Origin of the sequence: Sphingomonas sorbitolis, from assembly GCF_036663875.1 — a bacterium.
Classification (GTDB): domain Bacteria; phylum Pseudomonadota; class Alphaproteobacteria; order Sphingomonadales; family Sphingomonadaceae; genus Sphingomonas.
This window is the reverse complement of sequence record NZ_JAXOJS010000004.1, coordinates 563,653-588,494: the sequence shown is the minus strand read 5'-3', so window position 1 is coordinate 588,494 and position 24,842 is coordinate 563,653. Positions and strand designations below refer to the sequence as shown.

Annotated in this window: 21 protein-coding genes, 1 tRNA gene and 1 rRNA gene; 15 read left to right on the top strand and 8 right to left on the bottom strand. The window is 63.6% G+C overall.

Features of this window, described 5'->3' with window-relative positions:
- From rrf to U1763_RS14810, 4 genes are all read left to right on the top strand, one after another.
- Window positions 1–81, top strand: a 5S ribosomal RNA gene (gene rrf / locus U1763_RS21110); the annotation flags it as partial.
- An 83-nt stretch (window positions 82–164) separates the two neighbouring features.
- Window positions 165–241, top strand: a tRNA-Met gene (locus U1763_RS14820).
- A 332-nt stretch (window positions 242–573) separates the two neighbouring features.
- A complete protein-coding gene (locus tag U1763_RS14815; RefSeq protein ID WP_332755794.1) occupies window positions 574–1,623 on the top strand; it encodes a glycosyltransferase family 2 protein in 1,050 nt (349 codons plus the stop codon).
- Window positions 1,620–2,690, top strand: coding sequence for an acyltransferase family protein (locus U1763_RS14810; RefSeq protein ID WP_332755793.1), 1,071 nt, complete (start codon window positions 1,620–1,622; stop codon window positions 2,688–2,690). Before U1763_RS14815 ends, U1763_RS14810 begins: the two co-directional genes overlap by 4 nt.
- A gap of 144 nt (window positions 2,691–2,834) precedes the next feature.
- Here the strand turns inward: U1763_RS14810 and U1763_RS14805 are convergent, their stop codons facing one another.
- The 4 genes from U1763_RS14805 to U1763_RS14790 all read right to left on the bottom strand — a co-directional run bounded on the left by U1763_RS14805 (window position 2,835) and on the right by U1763_RS14790 (window position 7,383).
- Window positions 2,835–3,362, bottom strand: a complete 528-nt coding sequence (locus U1763_RS14805; protein WP_332755792.1) for a serine O-acetyltransferase — start codon at window positions 3,360–3,362, stop codon at window positions 2,835–2,837.
- A complete protein-coding gene (locus U1763_RS14800; RefSeq protein WP_277983830.1) occupies window positions 3,359–4,450 on the bottom strand; it encodes an acyltransferase family protein in 1,092 nt (363 codons plus the stop codon). The genes U1763_RS14805 and U1763_RS14800 overlap by 4 nt, the downstream gene beginning before the upstream one ends.
- Window positions 4,451–4,549: 99 nt before the next feature.
- On the bottom strand, window positions 4,550–5,863 hold the full coding sequence (locus tag U1763_RS14795) for an O-antigen ligase family protein (RefSeq protein WP_277983829.1): 1,314 nt from the start codon (window positions 5,861–5,863) through the stop codon (window positions 4,550–4,552).
- A gap of 146 nt (window positions 5,864–6,009) precedes the next feature.
- On the bottom strand, window positions 6,010–7,383 hold the full coding sequence (locus tag U1763_RS14790; protein ID WP_332755791.1) for an O-antigen ligase family protein: 1,374 nt from the start codon (window positions 7,381–7,383) through the stop codon (window positions 6,010–6,012).
- 120 nt (window positions 7,384–7,503) lie between these two features.
- Between U1763_RS14790 and U1763_RS14785 the strand changes: the two genes are divergently transcribed.
- From U1763_RS14785 to U1763_RS14755, 7 genes are all read left to right on the top strand, one after another.
- On the top strand, window positions 7,504–8,745 hold the full coding sequence (locus tag U1763_RS14785) for a glycosyltransferase family 4 protein (RefSeq protein ID WP_332755790.1): 1,242 nt from the start codon (window positions 7,504–7,506) through the stop codon (window positions 8,743–8,745).
- Complete coding sequence (locus U1763_RS14780) at window positions 8,742–9,956, top strand: glycosyltransferase family 2 protein (protein ID WP_332755789.1); 1,215 nt, start codon at window positions 8,742–8,744, stop codon at window positions 9,954–9,956. Before U1763_RS14785 ends, U1763_RS14780 begins: the two co-directional genes overlap by 4 nt.
- Window positions 9,957–10,083: 127 nt before the next feature.
- Window positions 10,084–10,920 carry a polysaccharide biosynthesis/export family protein gene (locus U1763_RS14775; protein WP_332755788.1) on the top strand — a complete coding sequence of 279 codons (837 nt, stop codon included), beginning with the start codon at window positions 10,084–10,086 and terminating at the stop codon, window positions 10,918–10,920.
- Between the two features lie 38 nt (window positions 10,921–10,958).
- Window positions 10,959–11,396 (top strand): hypothetical protein, encoded by a 438-nt coding sequence (locus U1763_RS14770; protein WP_332755787.1) that lies wholly within the window; start codon window positions 10,959–10,961, stop codon window positions 11,394–11,396.
- Window positions 11,397–11,473: 77 nt separating this feature from the next.
- Complete coding sequence (locus tag U1763_RS14765; protein ID WP_332755786.1) at window positions 11,474–12,772, top strand: outer membrane beta-barrel protein; 1,299 nt, start codon at window positions 11,474–11,476, stop codon at window positions 12,770–12,772.
- 39 nt (window positions 12,773–12,811) lie between these two features.
- Window positions 12,812–14,935, top strand: a complete 2,124-nt coding sequence (locus U1763_RS14760) for a GumC family protein (protein WP_332755785.1) — start codon at window positions 12,812–12,814, stop codon at window positions 14,933–14,935.
- A 100-nt stretch (window positions 14,936–15,035) separates the two neighbouring features.
- On the top strand, window positions 15,036–15,647 hold the full coding sequence (locus tag U1763_RS14755) for a hypothetical protein (RefSeq protein WP_332755784.1): 612 nt from the start codon (window positions 15,036–15,038) through the stop codon (window positions 15,645–15,647).
- A gap of 122 nt (window positions 15,648–15,769) precedes the next feature.
- Here U1763_RS14755 and U1763_RS14750 read toward each other — a convergent pair whose 3' ends face one another.
- Window positions 15,770–17,065, bottom strand: a complete 1,296-nt coding sequence (locus U1763_RS14750; protein ID WP_332755783.1) for an O-antigen ligase family protein — start codon at window positions 17,063–17,065, stop codon at window positions 15,770–15,772.
- 169 nt (window positions 17,066–17,234) lie between these two features.
- On the opposite strand from U1763_RS14750, the gene U1763_RS14745 reads away from it, so the two are divergent.
- The gene (locus tag U1763_RS14745; RefSeq protein WP_332755782.1) at window positions 17,235–17,510 is read left to right on the top strand and encodes a hypothetical protein; all 276 of its coding nucleotides are present in this window, start codon (window positions 17,235–17,237) and stop codon (window positions 17,508–17,510) included.
- A 51-nt stretch (window positions 17,511–17,561) separates the two neighbouring features.
- On the opposite strand, the gene U1763_RS14740 is transcribed toward U1763_RS14745, so the two are convergent.
- Window positions 17,562–18,020, bottom strand: a complete 459-nt coding sequence (locus tag U1763_RS14740) for a PilZ domain-containing protein (RefSeq protein WP_332755781.1) — start codon at window positions 18,018–18,020, stop codon at window positions 17,562–17,564.
- A gap of 235 nt (window positions 18,021–18,255) precedes the next feature.
- Between U1763_RS14740 and U1763_RS14735 the strand changes: the two genes are divergently transcribed.
- Window positions 18,256–19,638: a sugar transferase gene (locus tag U1763_RS14735; protein ID WP_332755780.1), complete on the top strand. Its 1,383-nt coding sequence runs from the start codon at window positions 18,256–18,258 to the stop codon at window positions 19,636–19,638.
- 30 nt (window positions 19,639–19,668) lie between these two features.
- On the opposite strand, the gene U1763_RS14730 is transcribed toward U1763_RS14735, so the two are convergent.
- On the bottom strand, window positions 19,669–20,619 hold the full coding sequence (locus U1763_RS14730; RefSeq protein WP_332755779.1) for a transglutaminase-like cysteine peptidase: 951 nt from the start codon (window positions 20,617–20,619) through the stop codon (window positions 19,669–19,671).
- 266 nt (window positions 20,620–20,885) lie between these two features.
- On the opposite strand from U1763_RS14730, the gene U1763_RS14725 reads away from it, so the two are divergent.
- On the top strand, window positions 20,886–22,361 hold the full coding sequence (locus U1763_RS14725; protein WP_332755778.1) for a lipopolysaccharide biosynthesis protein: 1,476 nt from the start codon (window positions 20,886–20,888) through the stop codon (window positions 22,359–22,361).
- 25 nt (window positions 22,362–22,386) lie between these two features.
- Here the strand turns inward: U1763_RS14725 and U1763_RS14720 are convergent, their stop codons facing one another.
- A complete protein-coding gene (locus U1763_RS14720; protein WP_332755777.1) occupies window positions 22,387–23,478 on the bottom strand; it encodes a glycosyltransferase in 1,092 nt (363 codons plus the stop codon).
- Window positions 23,479–23,607: 129 nt separating this feature from the next.
- Between U1763_RS14720 and U1763_RS14715 the strand changes: the two genes are divergently transcribed.
- Window positions 23,608–24,681: a hypothetical protein gene (locus U1763_RS14715; RefSeq protein ID WP_332755776.1), complete on the top strand. Its 1,074-nt coding sequence runs from the start codon at window positions 23,608–23,610 to the stop codon at window positions 24,679–24,681.
- Window positions 24,682–24,842 lie beyond the last annotated feature (161 nt).

Below are 24,842 nucleotides of genomic sequence, written 5' to 3'. Positions count from 1 at the left end.
CCATTCCGAACTCGGCCGTGAAACCCGACTGCGCCAATGGTACTATCGCTCAAGCGATGGAAGAGTAGGTCGTCGCCAGGCATTGAAGCCCGTGCGGCAATACGCAAACGGAACGCTTAAAACCCATTCACCATGTCTCATACCCCCTTCGCGAAAGCGAACGTCGCGGGGTGGAGCAGCCCGGTAGCTCGTCAGGCTCATAACCTGAAGGTCACAGGTTCAAATCCTGTCCCCGCAACCAAATTCTACGACACTCCCAACCCTGTAGCGCAAGCTCCGGGGCCGTTGGCGTTTCTGTATCGATATATGCAGGCAGTCTTCGAACATCGCAGGTCAGGGCAAACCGAGCCACCGACGATTGCCCCACCTCGTCCGTCCGCGAAGCCGAGCGAGATCAAATTCAATAAATCCTGCGGGAATTTCAGGTCCCGCGCCATATTCTCTTTCGAGATTCTAGCTAATCATCCGACGCCGCTTTGCATAACCGTCGCATAACACCCGCATTTACAACGGCTCTTTACACCAATAAGTGCCCGACCAACGGGCGCCGTCCCGAACCTACTGGAGCAACACATGGCGCGCGTTGATGTCATTATGCCCGTGCGAAACGGGGAAGCATTTGTCGAGGACGCCATCCGATCGATGATGGTGCAGACCGAGCGCGACTGGCGGTTGATCGTCCTGAATCATGCGTCGACCGATGCGACCGGGGAGATCATTGATCGGCTGGGGGGGGAGGATCGTCGCGTACAGCGTCAAGATTGTGGTCCTGCCATGACGCTGTCGGATGTCCGCAATGCAGGCTTCGATCAGAGCGACGCACCGTTCGTCCTGCTCCACGATGCCGACGATTTGTCGGTGCCCGAGCGGATCGCGGTGCTGCTGGCCGAGATGGAGCGCCTGCCCCATCTCGTTCTCGTCGGCAGCAATTACGTCACCGTCGATACCCAGCTTAAACCGCTGGGCACGCGCAAGCTGCCAAGCGATCCGGATCGGCTTGCGGTGGCTGCGCTTTTCAGCAACCCGATCGCACAGCCCACCGTGATGCTGCGACGTCTCGCGCTCGACAAGGCCGGCGCGCGCTACGGCAAGACCTTCCTCACGCCATCCGGAGGCCCTGCGCCGATGACGGTGGCGACGCTAGTCGAGGATTATCTGATGTTCGGCCAACTCGCGATCGAGGGGCTGTGCGCCACCGTGGCGGAGCAGCTCGTGCTGTACCGCTGGCATGGCGGCAATACGAGTTCGGTCGGCTTTCAACGCCAGATGGAGCTGTCGCTGGACATCTCGCGTCACCTGATGGCGCTGGTCGCGGCAACGCGGGGCGTGGCGTATTGCGATCCGACTCCGTTCTGCAACCATGGCGCGCGACTAGAGCCCGCGTCCGGTGCGGACCTGGCCGAGCAATGGCCCCCCTTGCGCCAGGCAATTCTGGCGGCGTTCGGCGACACGCCCGGCGTCCGTCGAGAATTGGCCTTCCGCAGCGTTTTGGGGACCCGCAGCCTGCCCGCCATGCTCGCCAGGTTCGCCCGGTTCAGCCTGTCCCACCGACCCGACAGCGATGAGCTCGCAACCATCCGCGCATACGCCGCCAAGACGCTCCGTCGTCGACGAGCGGTATGACAGGTTCGAAGACCGTAGGGACGGAGCGGCGCGGTACGTCGCGGATCGAATATCTCGAGACGTTGCGGGGATTCGCCTGCCTGTTGCTGGTGGCGTTTCACGTCGTCGGCGACAGCCCGATCCGAGGGCTACGGCTGCCCGCGGACCATTGGCTGTCGATCGTCAATCATGCGCTCCACGACGTACGGATGCCGCTGTTCGCCTTTATCTCGGGGACGGTCTTCGCATCGTTCGTACCGAATGCGGGTGCCTGGCGGGGCAAGGTCATGGCGAAGGCCAGACGATTGCTCGTACCGATGGCATCGGTAAGCGCGCTGTCCTGGTGCATCCAGTCGCTCGTGCTCCACAATGCGACGCTGCCATTGTGGCAGATCTTCTTCTTCTCGTACGAACAGTTCTGGTATCTGCAGGCGACGTTCGTCCTGATGGTCGCGATCCTGACCGTCAGCCGGCTCCTGCCAGGCCGCGACCTTGCCCCCTATGCGCTGGCGCTGGTGCCGATCGGATATTTCTATCCGCTGGTATCCGGGTGGCGGCCCGACGTCTTTTCGGCCGGGAAGGCCGTGTATCTCGCGCCCTATTTCCTGCTGGGACTCTTCATGCGTCGGCGTGACCTGCTGCAGGGGATGCGGGGGCTGGATACGCTACCGGGCCGGGTATTGCTGGCGATCGGCGTGTTGGGCCTGATGCTGGTTGGCATCAACGCCGATACCGCCGGCCACAGTCTCATGGGGTCGATGCTCGGCTATACCGCCGGGCTGGCGATCTGCCTGTTGGCGGTGTCGATCCGGGCGCGGGTGTCGTGGTTGGCGTGGATTGGCGGCAAATCCTATCCGATATTCCTGTTCCACGTCCTGTTTGCGGCGGGGACGCGGATCGCGCTACAAAAGATTGCGCCCGGCATGCCGGTATTGTTCTATTTTGCCGGCGGTCTTGGTGCCGGGCTCATCGGACCGATCATCATGGGCGAGGTGCTGATCCGAAACCGCATCACCGCACTGCTGTTCTTGGGCATCCGGTCGCGCGCCGCCGGCAAACCGGGCCTGGAGATGGCGACGCCGCGCTGATCGGCCGCGTAGCGGTACTGCGCGACGGCTGCGAGGTGAGCATGGACTGTGTGGTCAGCGGTGCTGCGTGCGCAGCCGCAGCCGCAGCCGCAGCCGCAGCCGTAGCCGTAGCTGTAGCCGCGGCCGTAGCCGTAGCAGCTTAGGCTAGGGGCGGGGCGTGGGCATGCGGATGGTTGCCGGGTTGCCGACCGCGCGTGCGCCGGGCGGGACATCGCCAAGCACCACGGCATTGGCACCGATCACGGCGTCATCGCCGATCGTGACGGCGCCGAGGATGACGGCACCGGCGCCGACCTGCACGCGGTTTCCCAGCGTCGGTGCATCGAGCGGCCGCCGTTCGCTACGGTTGCCGAGCGTGACGTTCTGACGGAGCAGGCAGTCGTCGCCGATCACGCTGGAGCCATGCACGACGATTCCGCCGAAATGCTCGATCCGCAAACGCCGCCCGATCCGTGCGGTTTCCGGCAGGGAGATACCGCACCGCACCTCGACCCACTTGCCCGCAAGCTTGGTCCATATCCCCCATATCGTGCGAACGATCCCGCGCCGGCGCGCCAGACGGGGCGCCGACAGCCGATAGACCGCCAGCGCCCAGAAGCCCTGGGACAGCCAGCCCTCGCGGTGATTGCGTCGATCTTCGCGGAGCAACGCGAACGGCCCAGGGTTCGTCATTCCGGTTGCGTAGCCTCGGCTCGGACGAAAATTGCCTGGTATCGTCGGTAGGTTCGAACCGAGAACATTACGACAAAGCCTGCTGCCATTATCGAAACTGCGGCGAGATGCGAGATCCCGGTTTGCGCAATGATGTTGCCGAGTGGGATGACCAAGGTGTGACCGACGTAAGCACTCAGCGACAAGGTGCCGAAGACGCAAAGCATCTTGTAGGATCGTCGGGCCAACGTGTCTGTGCCAAGCGTGACATTCGCGGTCGCCGCAATCGGAATCAGCATGAAGAAGATGCCGATATAGGTAACCAGCATCGGATGGGCAGGGTCATAGGCCAAGTTGGTAAACCAGCGATCGACCATACCGGTCGATATGCTCATCGTAATGCCGGCGATGAACAATGCTGCGCCGGCGAACTGCATGGACCGCAGTGAGTCATGCAGAAGCTTGCTCCGTTCAAGCCATATCCCTGTTGCGAACCCGACAAGAACATACGACATCATCTCGAAGAAGCCGTATTTGTCGAGTGTCAGAGACTGTACGAGATGAAGCCACCCCGTCGTGGGCGTGCTCCAGACGCTACGAAGCAATGTCGATATCAGCAGGCATGTTGCTGCGAAAATCAGCGATATGCCAATGGCGTTCTTGCTACGCATCAGCGTGGGAAATATTTCGGGGCCCACGAAAGCTGCAATAAAATAGAATGACAATACTGTATAAAATGCCCGTTGCGGCCAGTCTCCGGCAGGAACCCCTTCCGCAGATAGGGCGAAATATTGCACGACCGCATATGCGATGATGCCCTGACCCAGAAGCCGAAGCGATCGTTTCATTTGGGCTGCGATATACCCCTTACTTTTGGCCTCTCTCGACGTGAGGTTGAAGCCAATTCGCATGCCGAAAATCAATGCGAAACCGGGGGTGCCCAAACGGAATACCGGGTTGGTCAACATACCCAGGATCGGTTTGAGGGATCCGGCGTGATCGATGAAGAAGGGGCCCCAATGCGCCGCAATGACGAGCAGAACCATGAGTCCACGCACCGCCTTGATCGACTGCCTGGTGCTGCCAGCCCAATCGGCATCGGCGACCACGGAAGCCCCTCCGTCGCTCGCGGTCAAGTGCGCGGGCCTGGTCGAGTTCGAGTTCTGCATCATGTCGATTACGTTACTACCCAAGGACTTACTCACCAATTACCGTATGTCGCCCAGAAGGAGCTGGGGACGCCTATGCTCGACCATGGTCCGTCGGGAAGTGTGCTGGAATGTCCCCATCAAGGCGCAGACGACGAACACCAGCATGATGTTTACGACAAGGTAGCCCAGCATGTTGTCGCTCGCCGAGACGACTCCGTAGCAAATGACGATAAGCATTATAAAGAGGCGTTCACCGGGATAGGTAATCCTGAAAAATGGAATTATGATGAGCGCGAGCAGGACATAGACGAACGAAAATAGGAGGAGCAGGCCGCCCTCGAATACCGTTTGGACGTAAACATTGTGGGCGCCGCTACCCGCTTTGTTGGCGAGCTCGAAAAACTGATTCGACGTCGGTGTGAACGATGCCAAGCCGTAGCCGAAGCCGATCTTCCGCTCGATCCAGGGCCAGGCAGCCTGCCATAGATACCGCCGCCAGGTTCCCGAGTCGACTTCGACGAAGTCAGATCCATCGATGTCACCATGCGCAACACTGACAAGATAAGCGTAGCTCATCTCCGGAGCGCCGTTCGCGGCATCCATGACGCGAGCCATGACGCCCGGCACAAGCATGGCCAGGGGCGGAACAAGCAGCAGCGGGATCAAATACAGCGGACGCCGGAACATGCTGTAAACGACGAGGAAAAGTGCCGTCGCACCAAAGGCGGAGCGCGTTCCGGTGAGGAGCAGCTCAACCCCTGCGATGACCAGCAAAACCCAAATCGCGTTTCGCTGCCATCCTCCCCTGACATAGGCGCTGATCTGCGCATGATAGAGGAAGCAGATGTAGATCATCAGGTAGAAGGCGAGGATGTTGGGATGCGTGAAGCTGGCTTCGAGGCGTCCGTTGGTATCGCCCAACGCGGTTTGGATCAGCCCAGTGGCAAGGGGGATCACGCCTGATAGCGCCACTCCAAACGTCAGGTTCTGCCGGCCGAAATAGGGCGCATAATAGAGCGCCAGCAACGATACCGCCGCGAACGTCAGATAATTGAACAGTGCCTGCATGGCTTCCGACGGCGCTGGCGTATGTGCCGCCGCAACCAGGGCTGCGAACAGAAATGGCGCCCAGATAGTTGCCGCCGTTCGAAAAGCCATCTGCGAGCGCCGGTCGACGAGAAATGCGTGAAGCATTACCAAACTGGCCAGCGCCACGAACGCAGCGTTGAACAGAAACCCGGGGGTGAGACTGATTGGGCCAACCTTTATCCGCCCTAGACCAAACAGATGATCTAGCGAGGGGCGAGCGATCAGCATGGGCAGCACAAGGGTGACGAACGGCGGGGTTCGTCTTTGCGGCACGGCGATCATGGAGCGATGTTCCCCCGGTTGCGGACCGGCTCTCACCTCGGTCCGACTCTAGTAAGCCCTGGCTCTTCCAGTACAGGCCATGGCGTTGCGGCGACGGCGAGATACCTCTCCATTGGCGCCGCGTTTTGCATTATCGCTGCGGGGTTTCAAGCGCTCTGCGATCCGTTCGCCGCCAGTCGCCTTCGCTTCGTAGCTAAACGTGCTTGCGACTGCCATCGCCGTGAATCATCCGCCCCGACGCCGCGGATCGCGAACAGGACGAAGAACAGCGAAAGGTTGGCGGACAGGTAATAGAGGATGTTGTCGCTCGCGAGAACGATCGCATAGGCGAGCACCAGGAGAAGCGCGAAGATCAGCTCGCCGCGTCCGAACGGGAGATTGGCCGCGTTCTGCAAGGCGGACGCGATATACGTCCACAGGAAGCCGAGCAGCAGGACGCCGCCGCCCTCGAACACGAGCTGGAGATAGGTGTTGTGCGCGAAGACCTCGCTCTCGCCGTTCGGCAGCAGCGCGAAGAACTGACTCGAATAATGCGGGAACGACGCGAGCCCGCTGCCGAGCAGGGGATGGCTCGTGACCCACGGCCATGCCGATTCCCAGAGGTAGCGACGCCATGTCCCCGAATCGACCGCGACATAGCCCGAATCGGCGATATCGCCGCGCGCGACGCTGACGAGATAGTCATAGGTGAAGACCGGCGGGCCGCTGGTCGCGTCGCTGATCCGGTCGAGTACGCCCGGCACGAGCAGCGCGAGCGGTGGCAGGATGATGAGCGGTATCAGGTAGATCGGCCGGCGCAGGGCGGCATAGAGAAACAGGAAGACGAACATCCCGGCATAGCCTGCGCGCGTGCCGGTCAGCAGCAGTGCCAGCAGGCCAAGCGCGATCGGCAGCCACAGGACCAGACGCGCGCCGGCACTTTGTAGATAGGCGCTGACCTGCGCATGAAACAGGAAGGCGACGTAGATCAGCAGGAAGAAGGCGAGGATGTTGGGATGCGGGAAGGTGCCCATGACCCGCGTGCCGGCGCCGCCGGTGGCGGCCTGGAACAAGGCGGTCAGGATCGGAATGACGCCCGACGCCGCGATCAGCATCGTCAGTCGCTCGCGGCCGATATGCGGTGCCCATGTCAGCGCCAGCAACGACACCGCCGCATAGGACAGATAGTTGAAGAGAACCTGCAGCGCCTGCGCCGGGACCGGCGATCGCGCTGCCGCGATTCCCGCCGCCACTAGCATTGGTGCCCATATGATCAGCGTCGTCACGACCGCGCGATCGGGCGTGCGGTGGACCAGGGCGGCATTGACGGCGATCGCTGCGGCGAGGCCGACGAGCAGCAGGTTGAACAGGAAGCCCGCCGACAAATTCAGCGCGCCGACCTGCATCGTGACGCTGGCAAAGATCACGTCGAGCGAGGGGCGCAACGCGATCAGCGCGAGGATTCCCCACGCAAAAGGCGGCAATCCAGTCGCGATGCCGGGCGGCGTTTTGGCGATACTATCGGAACCGGACTGGACCATATTCATCCTTTGCCACGATGGCACATTGAGATGTTCACGCTTGTACAACACCACTTGCGAGCGACCTGAGGTATTGATAGCGCGTGCGGCGGCCGCGGGCCTGAACTGGAGGTGCGGCGCATGAACGTTGGCTATTTTACTAATCAATATCCTAAGATTAGTCATACCTTCATTCGGCGTGAGATCGCCGCAGTGGAGAATCTTGGGACAACCGTCGAGCGTTGGGCGATCAGGGGCTGGGATGCCGAGATCGCGGACCCGCTCGACGCGGCAGAGCAGCAGCGTACGCGGTATCTGTTGCGAGGCGGGGCGATCCCGCTCCTGACCGCGGCGTTCCTCGAACTGCTGCGGACGCCAAAGGCGTGGTTCGCGGCGTTGCGCCTGTCGTTCCGGATGATGAAGCGGTCCGATCGTGGGCCGCTGCTCCATCTCATCACCTTTCTCGAGGGCGCGATGCTGTCGCGCGGCATGCAGGCGGCCAAGCTCGATCATCTTCACACGCATTTCGGGACCAATGCCGCGGAGATCGCGATGATCGCGTCGTGCTTGAGCGGCGTGCCGTACAGCATGACGGTGCACGGGCAGGGCGAGTTCGATGCCCCCGTCGCGCTCAAGCTGAACCTCAAGGTCGCGCGGTCCGCGTTCGTCGTGGCGATCACCAATTATTGCGCGAGCCAGCTCTACCGGTGGGCCGAGGTCGCCGATTGGGACAAGATCCATGTCGTGCACTGCGGTCTGTCGCAGGCTTTCCTGGAACAGGTGCCGACCCCCGTACCGGCGGTTCCGCATTTCGTGAACGTCGGGCGGCTGGATCAGCAAAAGGGACATTTGATCCTGGTCGAGGCGGTGGCGCGGCTGCGGGCCGCCGGGACGCCGGTCCACGTGACGCTGGTCGGCGACGGCGATGCCCGCGGGCAGCTCGAAGCGGCGATCGCGCGTCTCGGGATCGCGCAGGATGTCACGATCACCGGTTGGGCCGACGAGGCGGAGGTGCGCGCGCATATCGTTGCCGCGCGCGCGATGGTGATGCCGAGCTTCGCCGAAGGGTTGCCGATCGTGGTCATGGAAGCGCTGGCGCTTGGCCGCCCGGTCCTGGCCTCCAACGTCGCGGCGATGGCGGATCTCGTCGTCAACGGTGAAACCGGCTGGCTCTTTTCGCCAGGGTCGGTGGATGCGGTAACGCGGGCTATGGCCGATTGCATCGCAACGCCGGTCGAGACCTGCACCGCGATGGGCGAGCGCGGCCGGGCCTTGATTCGCGACCGTCACGACGCGTCACGCGAGGCGCGCAAGATCTACGATCTGATGACCGCCCATAAGACGGCCCATAAGACGGCCCTTAAGACGGAACGCCGCGCATGACGCTCTTGAGTGCGGTGCTGGTCGTGATCGCGCTGGTGCCGCTTCCGGCGAGCATGCTGCTGGCGGCACAGATGTTGGCTTCGCTGAAGCGTCGACCGGACCGCCTCCAGTCGCGGACGGGAACGGAAACAGGGGCGGCCTGTCCCGCCTTCACGGTCGTGGTGCCGGCGCATGACGAAGCTACGGTCATCGCCGCGACGATACGCTCGCTGCGGGCGCAGTTGCGCCCCGACGACCGACTGCTGGTGGTCGCCGACAATTGCACCGACGATACCGCCGCGATCGCGCGGTCCGAGGGGGCCATGGTGACCGAGCGGTTCGACGCCGAACGCCGCGGCAAGGGCTATGCGTTGGAATGGGGCGTCCGCCACGATCTGGCGCGCGCGACCGCGGTCACGATCGTCGTCGATGCGGATTGCCTGGTCAGTCCGGGGGGGCTGGAGGCACTGGCACGCGAGGCGGCGGTGAGCGGCCGGCCGGTGCAGGGTGATTACCTGCTCGAGGCGCCGGCGGGCGCAGGGCCGGGCACACGCTTCAGTGCCTTTGCGATTCGGATCAAGAACCGGGCGCGGCTCCTGGGTTCGCAGCGGCTCGGCATTCCGTGCGTTCTCACCGGCAGCGGCATGGCGGTTCCGCGCGCGGTACTCGACGACATCCACCTGGGATCGGGCGAGATCGTCGAGGATCTGTTGATGTCGGTCGACCTGGCGCTCGCTGGCGCACCGGCACGGTTCTGCCCCGACGCGCGGATCACCAGTCCGTTGCCGCTCGATCGTGCCGCGGCAGATGGTCAGCGTGCCCGGTGGGAGCGCGGGTATCTATCGGTCGCGCGCCGCTTCGCTTGGCGCCTCGTCGCCGCGGGGGTGCGGCGTCGTTCGCCCCGCCTGATCGCCATGGGTATCGACATCGCAATTCCGCCGCTCAGCCTGTTCGCGGTCGCATTGATGGGTTTGGTCGTGGTCACGCTCGCCGGCATGCTGATCGGCGCGTCACCCGCGGGCTTCGTCATTGCGGCGATCCAGCTCGCCGTGTTTCTCATCACCGTGACGACCGGCTGGCTGGTATATGGTCGAGACCTGCTCGATTTCGGCGACTTCATCGCCTTGCCGCTGAAAATTTTCGCCAAGATTCCTTTTTATGTCCGGCTCGTACGGCGCCCGCAGCAGGGCTGGGTACGGACCGCGCGCGATAGCGAGGATCGCGAACCCTAGTCAAAATCGGGTGGGCTCTGGCGCATCTTCGTCACAGGCGATCGAATAGTAAGAATGGGGCCATGGCGTTCCGGGAAAATTGCCTTAACAGGCCCCCCGCGACTGTCTGGACGGCCAGTTTTCTGGCGTGTTCGATGGCCGCATCGCGCCAATGTTTTTTACGTGCATTCAGACGATTGTCACGAAGTGTCCCATAATGCTGCATCGAGCGGTGAATCGCAGCATGCAAGTTGCCGATTTGTCGCGCCTGGAATATGACGAGCCGAAGGAATGGTGGCTAATGCATTTAATTCGCTCAATGTTATTTGCGGTATTGTTCGCGTCGGGATCGCTCGCCGTGGCGCAGCGGCCGGCCGATCCGGTGGCACCGGCGGGTAAGGTTCAGTCGTCGACGCCTGCTACGGCGACGGCGACGGCGACCTCTGCCGCCCCGCCTGTCACGGCATCGGCAACGGCCTCGGCAGGGGCATCGCCGGGTTCGACGACGGTGTCGGATAGCACGCAGGACGATTATCGACTCGGCGTGGCAGACAAGATCCGCATCATCGTTTTCAATGAGGAAACGCTGTCCGGTGAGTTTTCGGTAAGCGATTCGGGAACGTTGTCGCTGCCGCTGATCGGTGACGTCCAGGCACGCGGCCGTTCGCCGCGCGAAGTCGTCAAGGACATCACCGCCAAGCTGGCCGACGGGTATCTTCGCGAGCCTCGCGTCAGCCTCGATGTGCTGACCTACCGCCCGTTCTACATCATGGGCGAAGTGACCAAGCCTGGCGAATATCCTTACACAAACGGCCTGACCGTAATGAATTCGGTCGCGCGCGCAGAGGGTTTCACCTACCGGGCAAATAAGGGAAAAGTGTTTATCAAGCGCGCGGGAGAGACCGAAGAACGTCGCTATCCGCTGCAGGCTGATTTGCGCGTTTACCCCGGGGACACGGTACGAATTGGCGAACGCTTTTTCTAATTGAGCGGGCTTAGGGGGCGGGTAAAGAGAGGGATACGATGAAGCAGTTTTCTAGGGCGATGGTCGTTGTCGCATTGAGTGCGGTGGCGATGCCGACGGCAGCGAACGCCGTGCGTCCGGTCGTGCGTGCAGCCGAGCCGGACGCATTGGCGGTCCAGTCGGTCATCGCGGCGTTGCGCGGCGTGATGCGTGCACAGGCGGCCAGCGCCACGTCTCAGGACATCGAGGCTGCGCTCGTCTTCGCGCTCGACCAGCAACAGCAACCGGCTCCGGTGTCTCTCACCGCGCTGAACTATCTGCTGGGTAACCCCGACTATGCCCATAAGGTGCGGGCGGCGTTGGTGAACGTGCGCCTTTCGGTGCGGCGTGGACAGCGCGGTACGGCGTCGATCGCCGACGGTGGCGACCCGACGTTGATTGCGGGGCCGATCGTGACCGGCGGGAACGCCGGCGCGACGTATTCGGCACCGAACTAAAGCCAGACGGGCCCGGCCCGCTTTTGACCATCGCGGGGGCAAATGGATCCCGCCTTTGAATAGCGCGGGAGCGTATCATGATTAAACGTTACGCGGCCGCTTGTGTCGGCCTTTCTTCGCTCTGGACGGGGGTCGCCGAGGCCCAGATCTACATCAGCAACGATCCGATCGATGCTGTCGTCCCCTTGATCTACAACCGCGGTCGCAACGAGAGCGTTCTCGATCGACCCAGGCCCGAAGTGAACGCAGTCGGCGTACCGCTCGGCAGTTTTACGGTCCTGCCGCAATTTACCAGCCAGCTGGGGTATACCAGCAACGTTCTGCAGACCGCGGACAATCAAAAGTCCGACGCGTTCGTGCGGTTTCAGCCGCGCCTGCTCGCGAAGTCGAACTGGTCGCTGCACAGTCTGCAGCTCGAGGGCGCGGGCGATTTCGTCCGCTACGCCGACCAGACCGCCCGCAACGAAAACGGCTGGAGCGTGAGCAGCCGTGGTCGCTACGATGTGAACGGCGATATCGCGATCAGCGGGCAGCTCGATACCGCTCGCCGGTACGAGACGCAGTTCTCCGGCGCCTCGCTGGTCAACGTCCTGACGATCACGCCGTATCAGCGCTCGCAGGCCAAGCTGCTGGGCGACGCGCGGTTCGGCCGGATTCGTGCCGTGCTGTCCGGCGACTATACCGACTATAACTTCAAGTCGGTTCGCACGCTCGACAATGTCGAAGTGTCGCAGGACGGGCGTGACCGCAAGGTTGCGCGCGGTGCGGGCCAGTTCGAATATGGCTTGAGCCCGGACGCCGGCGTTTTCGTCCAGCTTGGTTATACCGACACGAGCTATCGCCTGCCGCTGACGTTCGACCAGCCGAGCCGCAGCTCGCACGAAGTGCGTGCACTGGCCGGCGTGACCTTCGATCTGACCGCATTGATGCGCGGTTCGTTCGGTGCAGGGTATATCACGCGCAATTTCGACAGCGCGGCGTACAAGACCGCCAAGGGCTTGACGATCGATGCCCGGCTGGAATATTTCCCCACGCCGCTGACGACGGCGACGCTGGCCGTCAACCGCACGGTTCAGGATGCGACGCTGGCTAGCGGCGGCTTCTTCAACACCACCACGGCGTTTCGTCTCGATCACGAGCTGTTGCGCACGCTGTTGCTGAATTACGCCGTGTCGTACGAAGTCGATACGTATATCGGCATACCGGGCAAGGCCAAGATCGGGCAGGTGAGCGGCGGTGCACGCTATCTCATGAACCGACTGCTGACGGGCAACCTTGATCTGACCTATGCAAACCGCAAGAGCGATTTTGTCGGCGTGAACGGTCCGCGATTGTCCGAATTCCGGGCGCTCGTCGGCGTCGCGATCCACCGCTAAATCACCGCTAATCACGTACGGAGACGTAAACTCATGGTAATGGAACGTCCGGGGGACCTGAATGGTCCTGCGATGCCGCCGAGCGGTGTCGGCGTGATTCGGTCGCTGTCTGGCGCCGTAAAGGCGATGTTCCAGCGGCGCTGGCGGACCTTTGTCGCGGTGGCGGCGACCGTGCTGGTCGTCGGCATCGCGCTCGTCATGATGATGCCCTGGCGGTATGAAGCGGTGGCGCGCGTCAAGATCGACCCGTCGGCAAACGCCGCGCTGGGTCGGATGGACGGTGAGCGCCCCGACCAGAATATCTTCGATACCGAAGTGAACGTCGTCAAGTCGCGCGACGTCGCGATCGGCGTCGTGCGCAAGCTCGGGCTCGCCAATCGGGCCGACCTGACCAAGGGCCTGCCGGAATTGCCGCGCAATCCGACCCCGGAACAAGAGCAGAAGCGGGTCGACATGATCGCTTCGCGGTTGCTGTCGAAGATCTCCGCGGACCGTGACAAGATGACGTACGTCGTCAACATCGGTTACACCGCGGCAGATCGTTTGCTCGCAGCCGAGGTCGCCAACGGCTTTGCCAGCGAGTATATCGCGTACAGCCGCGGCCAGCGAACCGGCGCGGCGTCGCGGGAAACCAGCTATCTCGATCAACGTCTGGCCGCGCTGAATCAGCAGGCTGCGTTGGCGGATGCACGGCTCGCGCAATATCGTGCGCAGGCCGGTATCGTCGGCGGCGGATCGTCGACCGTGACGGATCAGCAGATCAGCCCGCTTGCGGGTCAGCTTGCGACCGCCGAGTCCGAAGCCGCTGCAGCGCAGGCTCGCCTGGCAGTCGCCGGCAGCCAGATTGCGTCCGGCGGCATCGATGCGGTTTCGGCCGTGCTCGATTCGAAGGTCATCGCCGATCTCCGTTCGCAGCGGGCGCAGATCGTTCAGCGTCAGGGCGAGGTGCTGTCGCGGTACGGAGCGCGGCATCCCGAGAGCGTGAAGATCAAGGAGCAGCTTTCCGCGATCGACAAGCAGATCCAGGACGAGGCCAATCGCAACATCGGCGGGCTTCGCAGCGAAGCCAGTGCCGCCGCGGCGCGGGCCGGCAGCCTGCGCAGCGAAATGGGCAAGCTTCGCGGCCAGCAGTCCAGCGATACCCGCGCCTCCGCGCTCGCGGAAACCTACCAGCGTCAGGCCGACGCGGCGCATGCGGCGTATAATCGTCTGGCCGAGCAGGCGCAGACGATGAACCAGGTTGCGCGCAGTTCGCTGACGCAGGCGCAGATCATCGAGTCGGCGGTGCCGCCGTCTGCGCCCACGTCGCCGAACCGGCCGATGCTGGTGATCCTCACGATCATCGCCGCGATCGGTGCGGGCATCGTCGTGATCGGCGCACAGGAAGTGCTGGCCAAGGGACTGTACTCGATCGATGATCTGGAACAGCTTGGCCTCCCGGTGCTCGCGACGATCCCCAAGTTGCGGTCTGGTCGCGGCTCGGCAAAGCATTCGCCGGCAACGTATCTGATCGATCGTCCGATGAGTGCCTATGCCGAAGCGTTTCGCACGCTCCGGCGTTCGATCGGCCCCGCCAAGAGCGTGGCGATCGTGTCCACGCTTCCCAACGAAGGTAAGACGAGCAGCGCGCTGGCGCTGGCCCGGATCTGCGCGATGTCGAAGGAGCGCGTGCTGCTGATCGATGCCGATCTGCGTCGGGCGGGCTTGATCGAAGCAGCCGGCATCAAGCCCGAGCGTGGCTTGGTCGAGTTGCTGCGCGGCGAGGCTTCGCTTAGCGACGTGATCATCCCCGATGCCGTCCCTGGGCTGGATCTCATTCCGGTCGCGAACAGCTCGTTCATCGCCGAGGATCTGTTTGCGGGCAACGCGCTCTCCAATCTGATCGCGTCGCAGATGGATCGCTACGACCGGATCGTGATCGATACGCCGCCGCTGCTGGGTGTCGCCGACGCGCGGTCGGCGGCCAATGTGGCCGAGCGAACCGTGATCGTGGTGAAGTGGGGTGCGACGCCGGAGAATGCGGTTCGCAGCGCGCTGGCGTGGCTGAGTCATGACGGCGTCGATGTCGCGGGTGCGGTCTTCTCGATGGTCGAGATTTCGTCCGAGGCGTATGGCGGGATGTACTACTCCAAGAAATACGCCAACTATTACAATGCGGACTGACCCTTTCGGGGCACAGTCTGCGGCGATCGGTACGCGGCGGGGCGGAGGGGCGGTCCCCCTCCGGCCCTGCGACTATGATGCGCCGTATGCGAGTCACTGGATGCAGCGCGCCGCTATCGCGGTTCTGGTAGCGGCGCTGTGTCTGGCGCTGGTCAATCTTGTCACCGAACTCCGTGTCGCGGCAATGCGAACCGCACTCGATGCGCAGCAATCCGAGGCGGAGGTCGCATGGCCTTGGCTGATCGACGATCGACCCGCCGCGATGCTGGCGCCCCGCACTGCGCTGCTGCGGGGGATGCGGCGGACCTATGATGCGTTGGACGAACCTGCGCCGCGTCGCGCTGCGATGCTGGCGGACGCCGCGGTAGATCTGGCGCGGACGCGGGGCGTTCGGATCTGGTGGGCCGAAGCGGACGTGGCACAGTCGTATCGGGCGTTGCTGGCGGACGGACCGGACTCGCCTGCCGCGGTGGCGGGGCTCGTGCGGAGCTACGAATCGGCACCGTTCCTGCGCGGTGCGGCACCGTGGCGGATACGCTATGGCGCGGCCTTGTGGGCAAAGCTTTCAGCGGCCGATCATGCCCGGATCGTGGACGAGACGGTATGGCTCGCGGGTGCATCGGGGCGAACCTATGGCTATGCAACCGGACTGGTTGCCGGGACACCGGCCGAAGCGCCGGTGGCAGCGAGACTCGCCGAGATGGTGCGCTAAACCAATAGCTCGCATGATGGTGGCGCGGGGAGGGGACGAAGATCGTTTGGTTCCCGGTGCCGGCGTCCTATGACGATCGCCGAAGCTGCGCCGCGATCGATATCCGGCGGCGGCACCGTCGATCATGCCATCGTCACGGGCTGTCTTACCGAGCCACCCCAGACGGTTCCGATCAGGAACGCCGCGAGCGATGCGAAGGCCGGTATATCGAGCGTGATATCGACGCTGGCACAGGCGAGGATGACGCCGATCGCCGATATCGAGGCGCGGATCATCGGTTGTCGCCGGATGGCCGATGACCGGATCGCGGGCCAGGCGAGCAACCCCGCCGCGGTCAGGATCAACATTAGATAGGGCCATCCGCCGACCAGCAGCAGCGAGAGGAATAGGTTATGCGGCGAGTGGACGAACCATATCCGCGCCGCGTCCGTCGTCGACGAGAGCGCGTGGAGCGTGATGTCGTCGAGTCCGCCGGGGCCGACGCCCCAGGGATGTGCGAGCACGATCCTGCCGTAGAATGCCCAAATCCTGGTCCGTTCGATACCGTCGGTCGACACCGTCTGAAACCTGTCGCTGACGACATCGCCGACCAGGAACAGCATGACTGCGACGCCGATCGCGAGCGCCGCCAGCAGCAAGACGATGTACCGGGTCCGCTGTCGGGCCTGTTCTCGCAACTCCTGGTCGAATATGGTCGCGAGCAGGAGGGCCACCAGGGTTGCCGCCAGCGCCGTCCGCGAGGCGGTGATCGCACACGCGCCGATCCCCGCCAGCAGCGCGACAGGGGCGGCGATCATGATCGGCAGCGGGGCAGGATCGAGCCTTCGGGGCAGCAAGGTGAGAAATCGTCCGAGACCAAGCACCGCAAGGATGCCGAACAGACATCCGGCGGCGTTCGCGTTCAAGATCGTCCCGGTGAAGCGACCCGCGAGGAAGCCCTTGTCGTAGCCCCAGACTCGGCTCGGATCGGCTTCGTTCATCGCGAACCCGGCCGCCAGCAGGATCAGCGAGACCATGATCCAGGCATCGAGCGAGACACGCGCGCCGCCCGGTCGCCACGCCACCGCCGCCGCGGCGACAAGGACCGCAACGCCGCCGATATAGCGGACGACGCCGCCCCGATTGAGATCCGGGGCGATCCAGCCACGATGGAGCAGATCGACGCCCGGCATCGTGCCGGAGGCGAGCCACGCGGCGGCAAGACCGAGCACCGCCAGCGGCGGAGCCAGACGCCGCCAGAACGTCGACGGCGGCGCTACCAGGAGCAGGACCAGGATCGTCGCCAGGATTTCCACAGCCGCGGCGGCGGCGGCCAGCAAGGGGCCGTCGGCGGCCAGAGCCATCATCTGGCCGAACAGGACGACGGGGACGACCACTGCGGCAATGCGGGTCCGACGATCCGACCCGGAGCGCGTCATCATGCTATCCTCTTGCTTTATCGCGCTAAGGTCGGCGAATTGTTCGCGGTCATAGAGCCGAGCCTGGAATACTCCAGCGCTTTCGGCGGGCCACCAGCGTACCGGCGATGTGCCATTCCAGGATCGATTCCGATCTTGCAATGCGAGACGATCGCGCCAGTGTGAGGCCATGTCGATCCGCTGTGTATTTGGTCATCAAGCCCGTGCGAGCCAGCGCAATGCCGGGCTTTGCGTCGGTGTTTGCGATCATTGTGGGGCCACCGTCATCAGCACGGCCGGCGGGCGCTGGTGGAAGCTGTCCAGCCACTACCGCATCGTCTGGGCCGAACGCGGACGGCACGCGGTGTCACCGTATGAGGCATTGCGAAAGGCCCGCCGGCGCGCGTCGCCGCTGCATCGGTTGCGGCCATCACGCGATACATTTGGTGGCTATCACATCAACTAAATCGGTCGCGACCGGCGCGATGCGGACGCTGGCATATCACCGGCGTCGGGATCAAAAGGCGGTGAATCCCCAGATCAGCAATGCCCAGCCGGCGATCGAGACGGCGGCTATGATAGTCATGGTGGACCGCGGCGAAGGCCCCACACGGCGGACATCGGAAGCGCGGTCGGCATCGGTCGTGCCGGTCGCGACCGAATCGGGCGCAATCGGGTTTGCACCGACCGGGAGCGTAACGACGTTTTCCTCGAACGCGGCGCTGACCCGGCCGCGCGGCAGCGACGTCATGAACACGCAGCCATAGCCGGTTGCGCTGCGCCGGACGACGCGCGCCTCGACACTGCCGACGCCGGCGATGCCGATCGTGATCTGCTCGTCGGGCAGCAACGTCTCGTCGGTCTCGATACGACATCCGTCGCGCGTGAGATCGGCAATCCGAATGACCAGCTGGGCGCGATTCTCGCCACGCAACGTGCCCGAACGGCCTAGCGGCACGCGCGGTTCGCTTCGCAAGTCGGTCGTGTTTACTTTGGCCTGGGAACGCATGGCACGCATAAAGTCCTCCGGTCTCCCGACCTAATTGCGCGCGGTTAATAAAGTGTTCAGCGACACCCAAAACTGTCCCGATTTCACCGTATGTGTTGGAATGGGTTGGCAAACAACTCCGTTGACTACGCCGCCAAGGCACCTATCAACGCACCCGGATTGGGTAGTTTCCCGGTCTCGCGTGGTGGTTGGAGGGTAATTCATGAATCGTACGGCCGACGATTCCGCTATTGGCGTACACGCGAAAACCGGGATGGTGCGGGCCTCGGCACACATGGTGCGTATCCGCATTTATGCATTGCTGCTCGCGCTGGACGTGACCGCGATTATCCTCGGCGTGGTGATGGCGATACCGTTGCGTGTGACGCATGCAAATTGGTTTGGCGTGCTGATACTCCTCCTGCCGCTGTTCGTGACGATCTCGTTCAATTCGAAGGCCTATTCGGTCGATGCACTCCATTCGACCGAGACCGGTATTTGGGCGAGCCTGCAGTCGTTGTTTCTTTCCTACACGCTGTTATTTCTCACTTATTACCTGTTCAAGGTCGACCCTTTGGCGTCGCGGCTCATCATGATCTGTTCCGCGGTTGCGGCGGCGATCCTGATGTATGGTTTCCGTGAGGTCGTCGGCCAGTGGCTGATCCCGTATCTGGGCACGGCCGTCACGGCCGAGATCCTTATCGTCGACCGAGTTTCGCTCGGCGACAGGGCCAGTATCACGACTGTCGATGCGGAGGCGCTGGGGCTTCGTCCGGATCTGCAGGATCCGACGATGCTCAATAGGTTCAGCCAGGTCATTCGCGGGCTCGACCGTGCCGTCATCCTGTGTCCGCCGGACGCGCGTCGGGCTTGGGCGATGATGCTGAAGGGGGCCGGCGTCCGGGGCGAGATCATCGTCGAGGATGTCGACGAACTGCGCCCGATCGGCGTAGGCGCGCTCGATGGCCGTTTCACGCTCGGGGTATCCGCGGGGCCGCTCACGCTGCGCAACCGGGCGATGAAGCGCGCCTTCGACGTCGCGGTTTCGGCGGCTGCGTTGATCGCGATGTTCCCGGTCCTGTTGCTGATCGCGATCGCCATCAAGGTCGACAGCCCCGGCCCGATATTGTTCCGGCAGCGGCGCGTGGGACGTGGCAACGCCTTTTTCGACATCCTGAAGTTCCGCAGCATGCGCGTCGAGAGCAGCGATGCCGACGGTGCTCGCTCGACCCAGCGCGATGACAATCGCATCACTCGCGTCGGGCGGCTGATCCGAAGCACCAGCGTCGATGAGTTGCCGCAGCTGATGAACGTCCTGCTGGGCCATATGAGCATCGTCGGACCGCGACCGCATGCGCTGGGGTCGCTGGCTGGAGAGGATCTGTTCTGGGAGGTCGACGAGCGATATTGGCATCGCCATGCGCTGAAGCCCGGCATTACCGGTCTGGCGCAGGTCCGTGGGTTCCGGGGTGCGACGCATACCCGCGACGATCTCGTCCTGCGTCTTCAGGCCGATCTTGAATATGCCGATGGCTGGCGACTGAAGCGCGACCTGATCATCATATTCGCGACGTTCAAGGTGCTCGTTCACAAGAACACCTATTGAAGATAGGCGGTTGAGCGTGGGCGGTGACCGTCAGGAACGGTCGGTATCGGCCGTATCACTCGCCGCCAGCGCGATCTGCCGTTCCGACAGCGGCTGACGCCAGGCTTTCGATCCTGCGAACGCCTGTACGGAAAGCCAGGTATAGCCGCTCTTGTACCAGGGCCGCAGATAGGGCGTGCGGCTGTCGAGAACCTGATCCCCGTCGCGAGTCCGCGCTACCAGGACCGTGTGGAGACCGACCGCCGGCGCATAAACCACGGCCAGCGACAACCGGCTTTTGGGAAAGCCGGCGGTGATCAGCTCCGCCTGTTTCTCGAGGGCCATGTCCTCGCAATCGCCGGCGGCGCCGTCGTACGCGCCGCTCGCGTGCCACACTTCCTCGCGCCCGTAGATTGCCAGATCGGTAGCCTGGCGAACGATCCGGTTGACGCGTACGTTGATCTGTCGAAGCAGTTGTTGCTCGTCGATATCTGGCGACATCGGTGCCGGTGCCGGTGCCGGTGCCGGTGCCGGTGCCGGATGCGGCATCGGCGCGAGTATCGGTGTCGAATCGACCCTGTAGACGAAGGCGAGCGCCTGCGGTGGGGTGGGCGATCCGATCGTGAGCGTAAATCCCCCGAAGCGATCGTTGAGCATCGGCCCATGAACTGCGACCGAAAACCGGGGCGGCCGAAAAGCGATAGCCGGAGCGAGCACAGGCAGGACGTGGCGGGCGGCGACGATAGCGCCCGTCGCGCCGATCGAGGCACCGACCGGCGTATGAACGTCGACCGAGTCTGCGGATGCGGCGAGCGATGATGCCGCGGGGGCCCCGTCACACTCGACCGGCGTCTGCGCGCACATCGCGAGATAGCCTCTCGGTGCCTCGGCGCTGCCGCCCAGTATCAGGAAGGGAGACGGTTTCGGCGACGCAAGCGCAGGCTGCATCACGATGCACTGCGCCGTCAGGCCGTAGAGCAAATGCCGCTTCAGTCGTGCCACGCACGTTCTCCGACCAACTTAAGGGCCGAGTGCTAGCGGTCGTCTATCAATATAGTGTTCCGGCACGTGGTTAATCTCGATCAAAGTGCCCGGTAGCGCGGGTCTGGCCGTGGCATGGGTATTTCGCCGCGCTATCGCTACGGAGCCGTCGGTCCGCGTATGTCGACCGCGAGCCGGCCGAGAGGTCGCCTCAGCCGCACGGTCGGCCGTGTATTATCGTGACATCGTCGGCTGAGACGCTAGGGGGACGCGCGGGAGAATAGATGATGGCGGACAACGGATACAAAGCACGCGTCATGTCGGGCGCTTTGAGCACCGGTGCCGCGCAGGTCATCCGCATCGTCCTGACCTTTGCCAGCACGATCATCGTCGCGCGGTTGTTGTCGCCGAGCGACTACGGAACCTATGCGATGGCGGCGCCGGTCATCGGCTTTGCAATGCTGTTCCAGAATATCGGTTTTGATCATGCGATCGTGCAAGCCGACGAGGTGGACGACGTTCAGCTGTCGTCGCTTTTGTGGTTGAACGTCGGGTTGTGCGCGGTGACGTCGATCATTCTGGTCGCCATCTCGCCGCTCGTCTCCGTCTTCTATCACAATTCGGCCAGTGGCATTCTCGTTGCGGCGTCGGCGCTGTTGCTGCTCTCGACCGCGCCGAACCCGCTTTACAATGCGATGCTGAACCGATCGATGCGGTTTCACGCGCAGAGCCTGGTCGAGATCGTCAGCAGCGTCGCGGGCTTTGCCGCAACCGTCATCGCCGCGATCGTCCTGCGCTCCTATTGGGCCTTGTGGATCGGCTCGCTGCTGTCGACCATCGCCAATACCGCCATGTTCATGATCCTCGAGCGATGGCGGCCGAAATTCGTGTTTCGCTGGAGCGCGATCCGATTGATGGTCGGCTTTGGCGGCGGCGTATCGGCGGCGAACATCTCGGTGTTCGTAACCCGCAACCTCGACAACGTGCTGCTCGCGCGGTTCTGGGGGGCAGCGCCGCTAGGTCTCTATGACCGCGCCTACAAGCTGATGTTGTTCCCGCTGCAGAATTTCACCGGGCCGATGTCGCGCAACGTCCTGCCCGTGCTGGCGCGAACCCGCGACGATGGCGAGCGGTTTCGACGCGCCTTCATGCTGTTCCTCCAGGCGCTCACCGCCGTCGCAGTGCCGGGTATCCTGGTCGCCGCGGTGGCGGCAGAGGACGTGGTTCAGGTGCTGATGGGGCCGCGCTGGAGCAGCGCCGCGCCGATCTTTCGCTGGCTCGCGGCGGCCGGTGCGCTACTGATCGTCAACGACGCCGTGCTGTCGCTGTTCATCGCGACGACGCGTACCAGGGCGCTGGTCCGGTGGAGCCTGTTCTCGGCGGTAACCGTCATCATCGGGTTCGTCGCAGGGCTGCCCTGGGGGCCGCTCGGCATGGCGATCGCCTATTTCGTGGGTGAGGCGATCCGCGCGCCGGCGCTGTTCGTCGCCGCAACGCGCGGTACGTCGGTGCGAGTCCGCCATCTGTTCGGTCTACACGTGGTCACGGTGTTCGCACTGGTGGCGGATCTGGCGGTCATGGCGGTGCTACCGACGACACTGCCGGCGGTCGTCCGTCCCGGCGTGCTCCTCATCGTCAGTTACACAGCGTCGATCGCGGCCCAGTTCCTGTCCCCGTTCGGGCGCGAGCTGATGTCGATCGGGATGCGCTGGGTGGGGCAAAGCGGTCGGTCGCTGTTCGTGACGTTGCGCCGGCCGCGCTAGCGGCGCGGCGCAATCGCTGCTGGCCTCAAACGGCGGCGCGGTTCGTCGCGGCGGCGTACGCGTCGAGCGTCTGATGCGCGAGCAGGGTCGGGTCCATCCGGCTGAGGTCGGGCGTGGCGGCGCGTGGCTTTGCCGCCAACTCGACCGCTACTGCCAGCGCGGCAGCGGGCTCGCCCTCGAACACCCCCAGCCATTCCGATCCGACCACCGCCTGAAGGTCGCGCATGGTGGGGGTGTCGCGCACGACGACCGGCGTGTTCAACGACAAAGCGAGGATGGCCGCGCCCGAATGGAGCGCGGTGCCGAGGTCGTAGGGCAGCACGACCACATCGGCGAGCGCATGGAGCCCGGCGACCGCATCGTCCTCGATGCGGCGTTCGATCAGCTCGACGCCCGGCGTCTCCGCCAGCGCGTGAATCTCCTCGCGGAACGCCTGCGTTCCACGGATTTCTCCAGCGATGATGAGTCGTTCGCCCGCCGCACGCTCGCCGAACGCCCGCATCAGGCCGTCGACGTTCTTGTAACGGCGCAACTGGCCGAACGTCATGAATGTGAGCGCGCGGCCAGTGTCGCCGTCAGTATCGGCGCCGGTAGCAAGCGGGGCAGCGGGCGCTACGGGCGCAGCTGCGGGATAATAGCCGATGTAATGCGAATGCAGGATCACCCGCGCGGGCGTTTTGGCAAGTTCGGGAAACCGCGCCTGAACCGATTCGAGCGCCGAAGGGCTGAGGCTGATCACCAGATCGATCATCCGGTTGAAGCGCGCCAGGAACCAGCGGTAGAGCCGGCCCGCTTCCGGACGATCATGCGCACCGAGATCATGCGCGGTCCATACGATCCGCGCACCACGCGCCTTCGCCAGCCTGAGCAGCGAAAACTCCTTGAGGACATCGGCGATCATGGCCACCCGTCCGGCATCCCACCTGACGAGAAACTCCGGCCAGTGGATGTGGATGACATCGGGCGCCTGCGTGGCGACGGCATGGCGCGTATACGGGATGATGCGGACGGGAAGCCCCGACATCCCGTCGTAGAGCAGCTTCGTATAGGGATTCTCACCCGATGTTGCAGATGCCGCTTGGGCGATGATGCGCAATTCGCGCGGCGTCGTCGTCATTTTGGGGAGGGCCCTCGAAATCGATCGAACGATGCATTTGCATCGGCGAATGGAAGGGGATCGGACGCGTCCACTACATACGCGTCTGATTGCGCTCACTATAACGGACACGCATCGAAGGGAACAGTCGTGACGAGAAGAGTGAATTCGCGGTTCGGCCCGGCGCTTGTTCTGGCAGGCGCAAGCCTGGTGCTGACGACGTCGAGCCCGGCCCAGACGACCACGCGGCAAGCCGCCGACCAGCCGTTTGCCGATACGAGCATATGGAACACGCCGCTGGGGCGTGGTGCGGTATTCCAGTCCGATACCGCGGCCGAAACGGCGATGATCCACAGCGACGACGTGGGTTACCATAGCGGGTCCTACGCCTGGATCGCGGTCGGAGCCTTTGGCGTGTACCGCGCCAAGGAGAGCGACCCGCTCGTGCGGTGGACGTTCGAACGACGCTCGGCGACCGCGGCCTGGCCGGCGGGTGGAGCGATGACCAATGGCTCGATCGACCTGCGAACGCCGTCCTCGGTACAGTTTCTCGGTGGCAGCGACGGACATGCCGTCTTGATCGATCCGACCGGGCAGGTGGCGTATGAGGCCTGGATCGGCAAATGGGACTCGGCGCATCGGACGATCCACGCAAACTATCTGGTACGCGTCGATCTGAAGGGATCGGGCATCGCCAGCGGCGAGGGGCGATCGGAAGGGATTCGCGGCTTCGGCGGATCGCTGCTCGGCGGACTGGTGCGGTGCGAAGAATTGCGCCGCGGTGAGATCCCACATGCCGTCGCGATGGTCTTTAGCACGACGATGCTGCGCAAATCACCGACCATGGCGGGCCAGAAGGTCTGGCCGGCGAGCATGAGCGACGGCGGCGGCAAGAATAATTATACGGGACTTGTGCCGATGGGCGCGCTGATCGGGATCCGACCCGATGTCGATATCGCATCGCTGGGATTGACCCGCGAAGGTGCTGCGCTGGCTCGTGCCTACCAGCGGTTCGGCGGGTATGTCGTCGACGCGTCGGTGGGATCCGAAACTTTGGCTGTGACCGAGACCGGCTGCGACAAGGCGGCAACCAGCAATCTGTTCAAGGACGTCCGCAAGGTCAGGGACAAGCTTGTTCGCGTGCTCAACAACAGCCCAACGACCGTGGGGGGCTCGGGCAAGCGTGTCGCATCTGCTCCGCCGCCGCTAGACACATCCCGCTAGCGGCGGTTTTGCGTCGGTCACAGCAGGTATGTAATCGCTCCAGCCCAGACTGTTATACCGACGAGCACAGCGCCCAACAGGGACATGGCACCTTGAGCGGACGGAGCCTCTCGGATGACGGTCTGGTGATTATTCATACCCACTCCATTGGTAAGCCGGTA

Bases quoted from the DNA above. Each gene is read 5' to 3' on its own strand.
- U1763_RS14815 (WP_332755794.1), top strand. From the start codon at position 574: ATGGCGCGCGTTGATGTCATTATGCCCGTGCGAAACGGGGAAGCATTT.
- U1763_RS14810 (WP_332755793.1), top strand. From the start codon at position 1,620: ATGACAGGTTCGAAGACCGTAGGGACGGAGCGGCGCGGTACGTCGCGG.
- U1763_RS14805 (WP_332755792.1), bottom strand. From the start codon at position 3,362: ATGACGAACCCTGGGCCGTTCGCGTTGCTCCGCGAAGATCGACGCAAT.
- U1763_RS14795 (WP_277983829.1), bottom strand. From the start codon at position 5,863: ATGATCGCCGTGCCGCAAAGACGAACCCCGCCGTTCGTCACCCTTGTG.
- U1763_RS14790 (WP_332755791.1), bottom strand. From the start codon at position 7,383: ATGGTCCAGTCCGGTTCCGATAGTATCGCCAAAACGCCGCCCGGCATC.
- U1763_RS14785 (WP_332755790.1), top strand. From the start codon at position 7,504: ATGAACGTTGGCTATTTTACTAATCAATATCCTAAGATTAGTCATACC.
- U1763_RS14780 (WP_332755789.1), top strand. From the start codon at position 8,742: ATGACGCTCTTGAGTGCGGTGCTGGTCGTGATCGCGCTGGTGCCGCTT.
- U1763_RS14770 (WP_332755787.1), top strand. From the start codon at position 10,959: ATGAAGCAGTTTTCTAGGGCGATGGTCGTTGTCGCATTGAGTGCGGTG.
- U1763_RS14765 (WP_332755786.1), top strand. From the start codon at position 11,474: ATGATTAAACGTTACGCGGCCGCTTGTGTCGGCCTTTCTTCGCTCTGG.
- U1763_RS14760 (WP_332755785.1), top strand. From the start codon at position 12,812: ATGGAACGTCCGGGGGACCTGAATGGTCCTGCGATGCCGCCGAGCGGT.
- U1763_RS14755 (WP_332755784.1), top strand. From the start codon at position 15,036: ATGCAGCGCGCCGCTATCGCGGTTCTGGTAGCGGCGCTGTGTCTGGCG.
- U1763_RS14750 (WP_332755783.1), bottom strand. From the start codon at position 17,065: ATGACGCGCTCCGGGTCGGATCGTCGGACCCGCATTGCCGCAGTGGTC.
- U1763_RS14745 (WP_332755782.1), top strand. From the start codon at position 17,235: ATGTCGATCCGCTGTGTATTTGGTCATCAAGCCCGTGCGAGCCAGCGC.
- U1763_RS14735 (WP_332755780.1), top strand. From the start codon at position 18,256: ATGAATCGTACGGCCGACGATTCCGCTATTGGCGTACACGCGAAAACC.
- U1763_RS14725 (WP_332755778.1), top strand. From the start codon at position 20,886: ATGGCGGACAACGGATACAAAGCACGCGTCATGTCGGGCGCTTTGAGC.
- U1763_RS14720 (WP_332755777.1), bottom strand. From the start codon at position 23,478: ATGACGACGACGCCGCGCGAATTGCGCATCATCGCCCAAGCGGCATCT.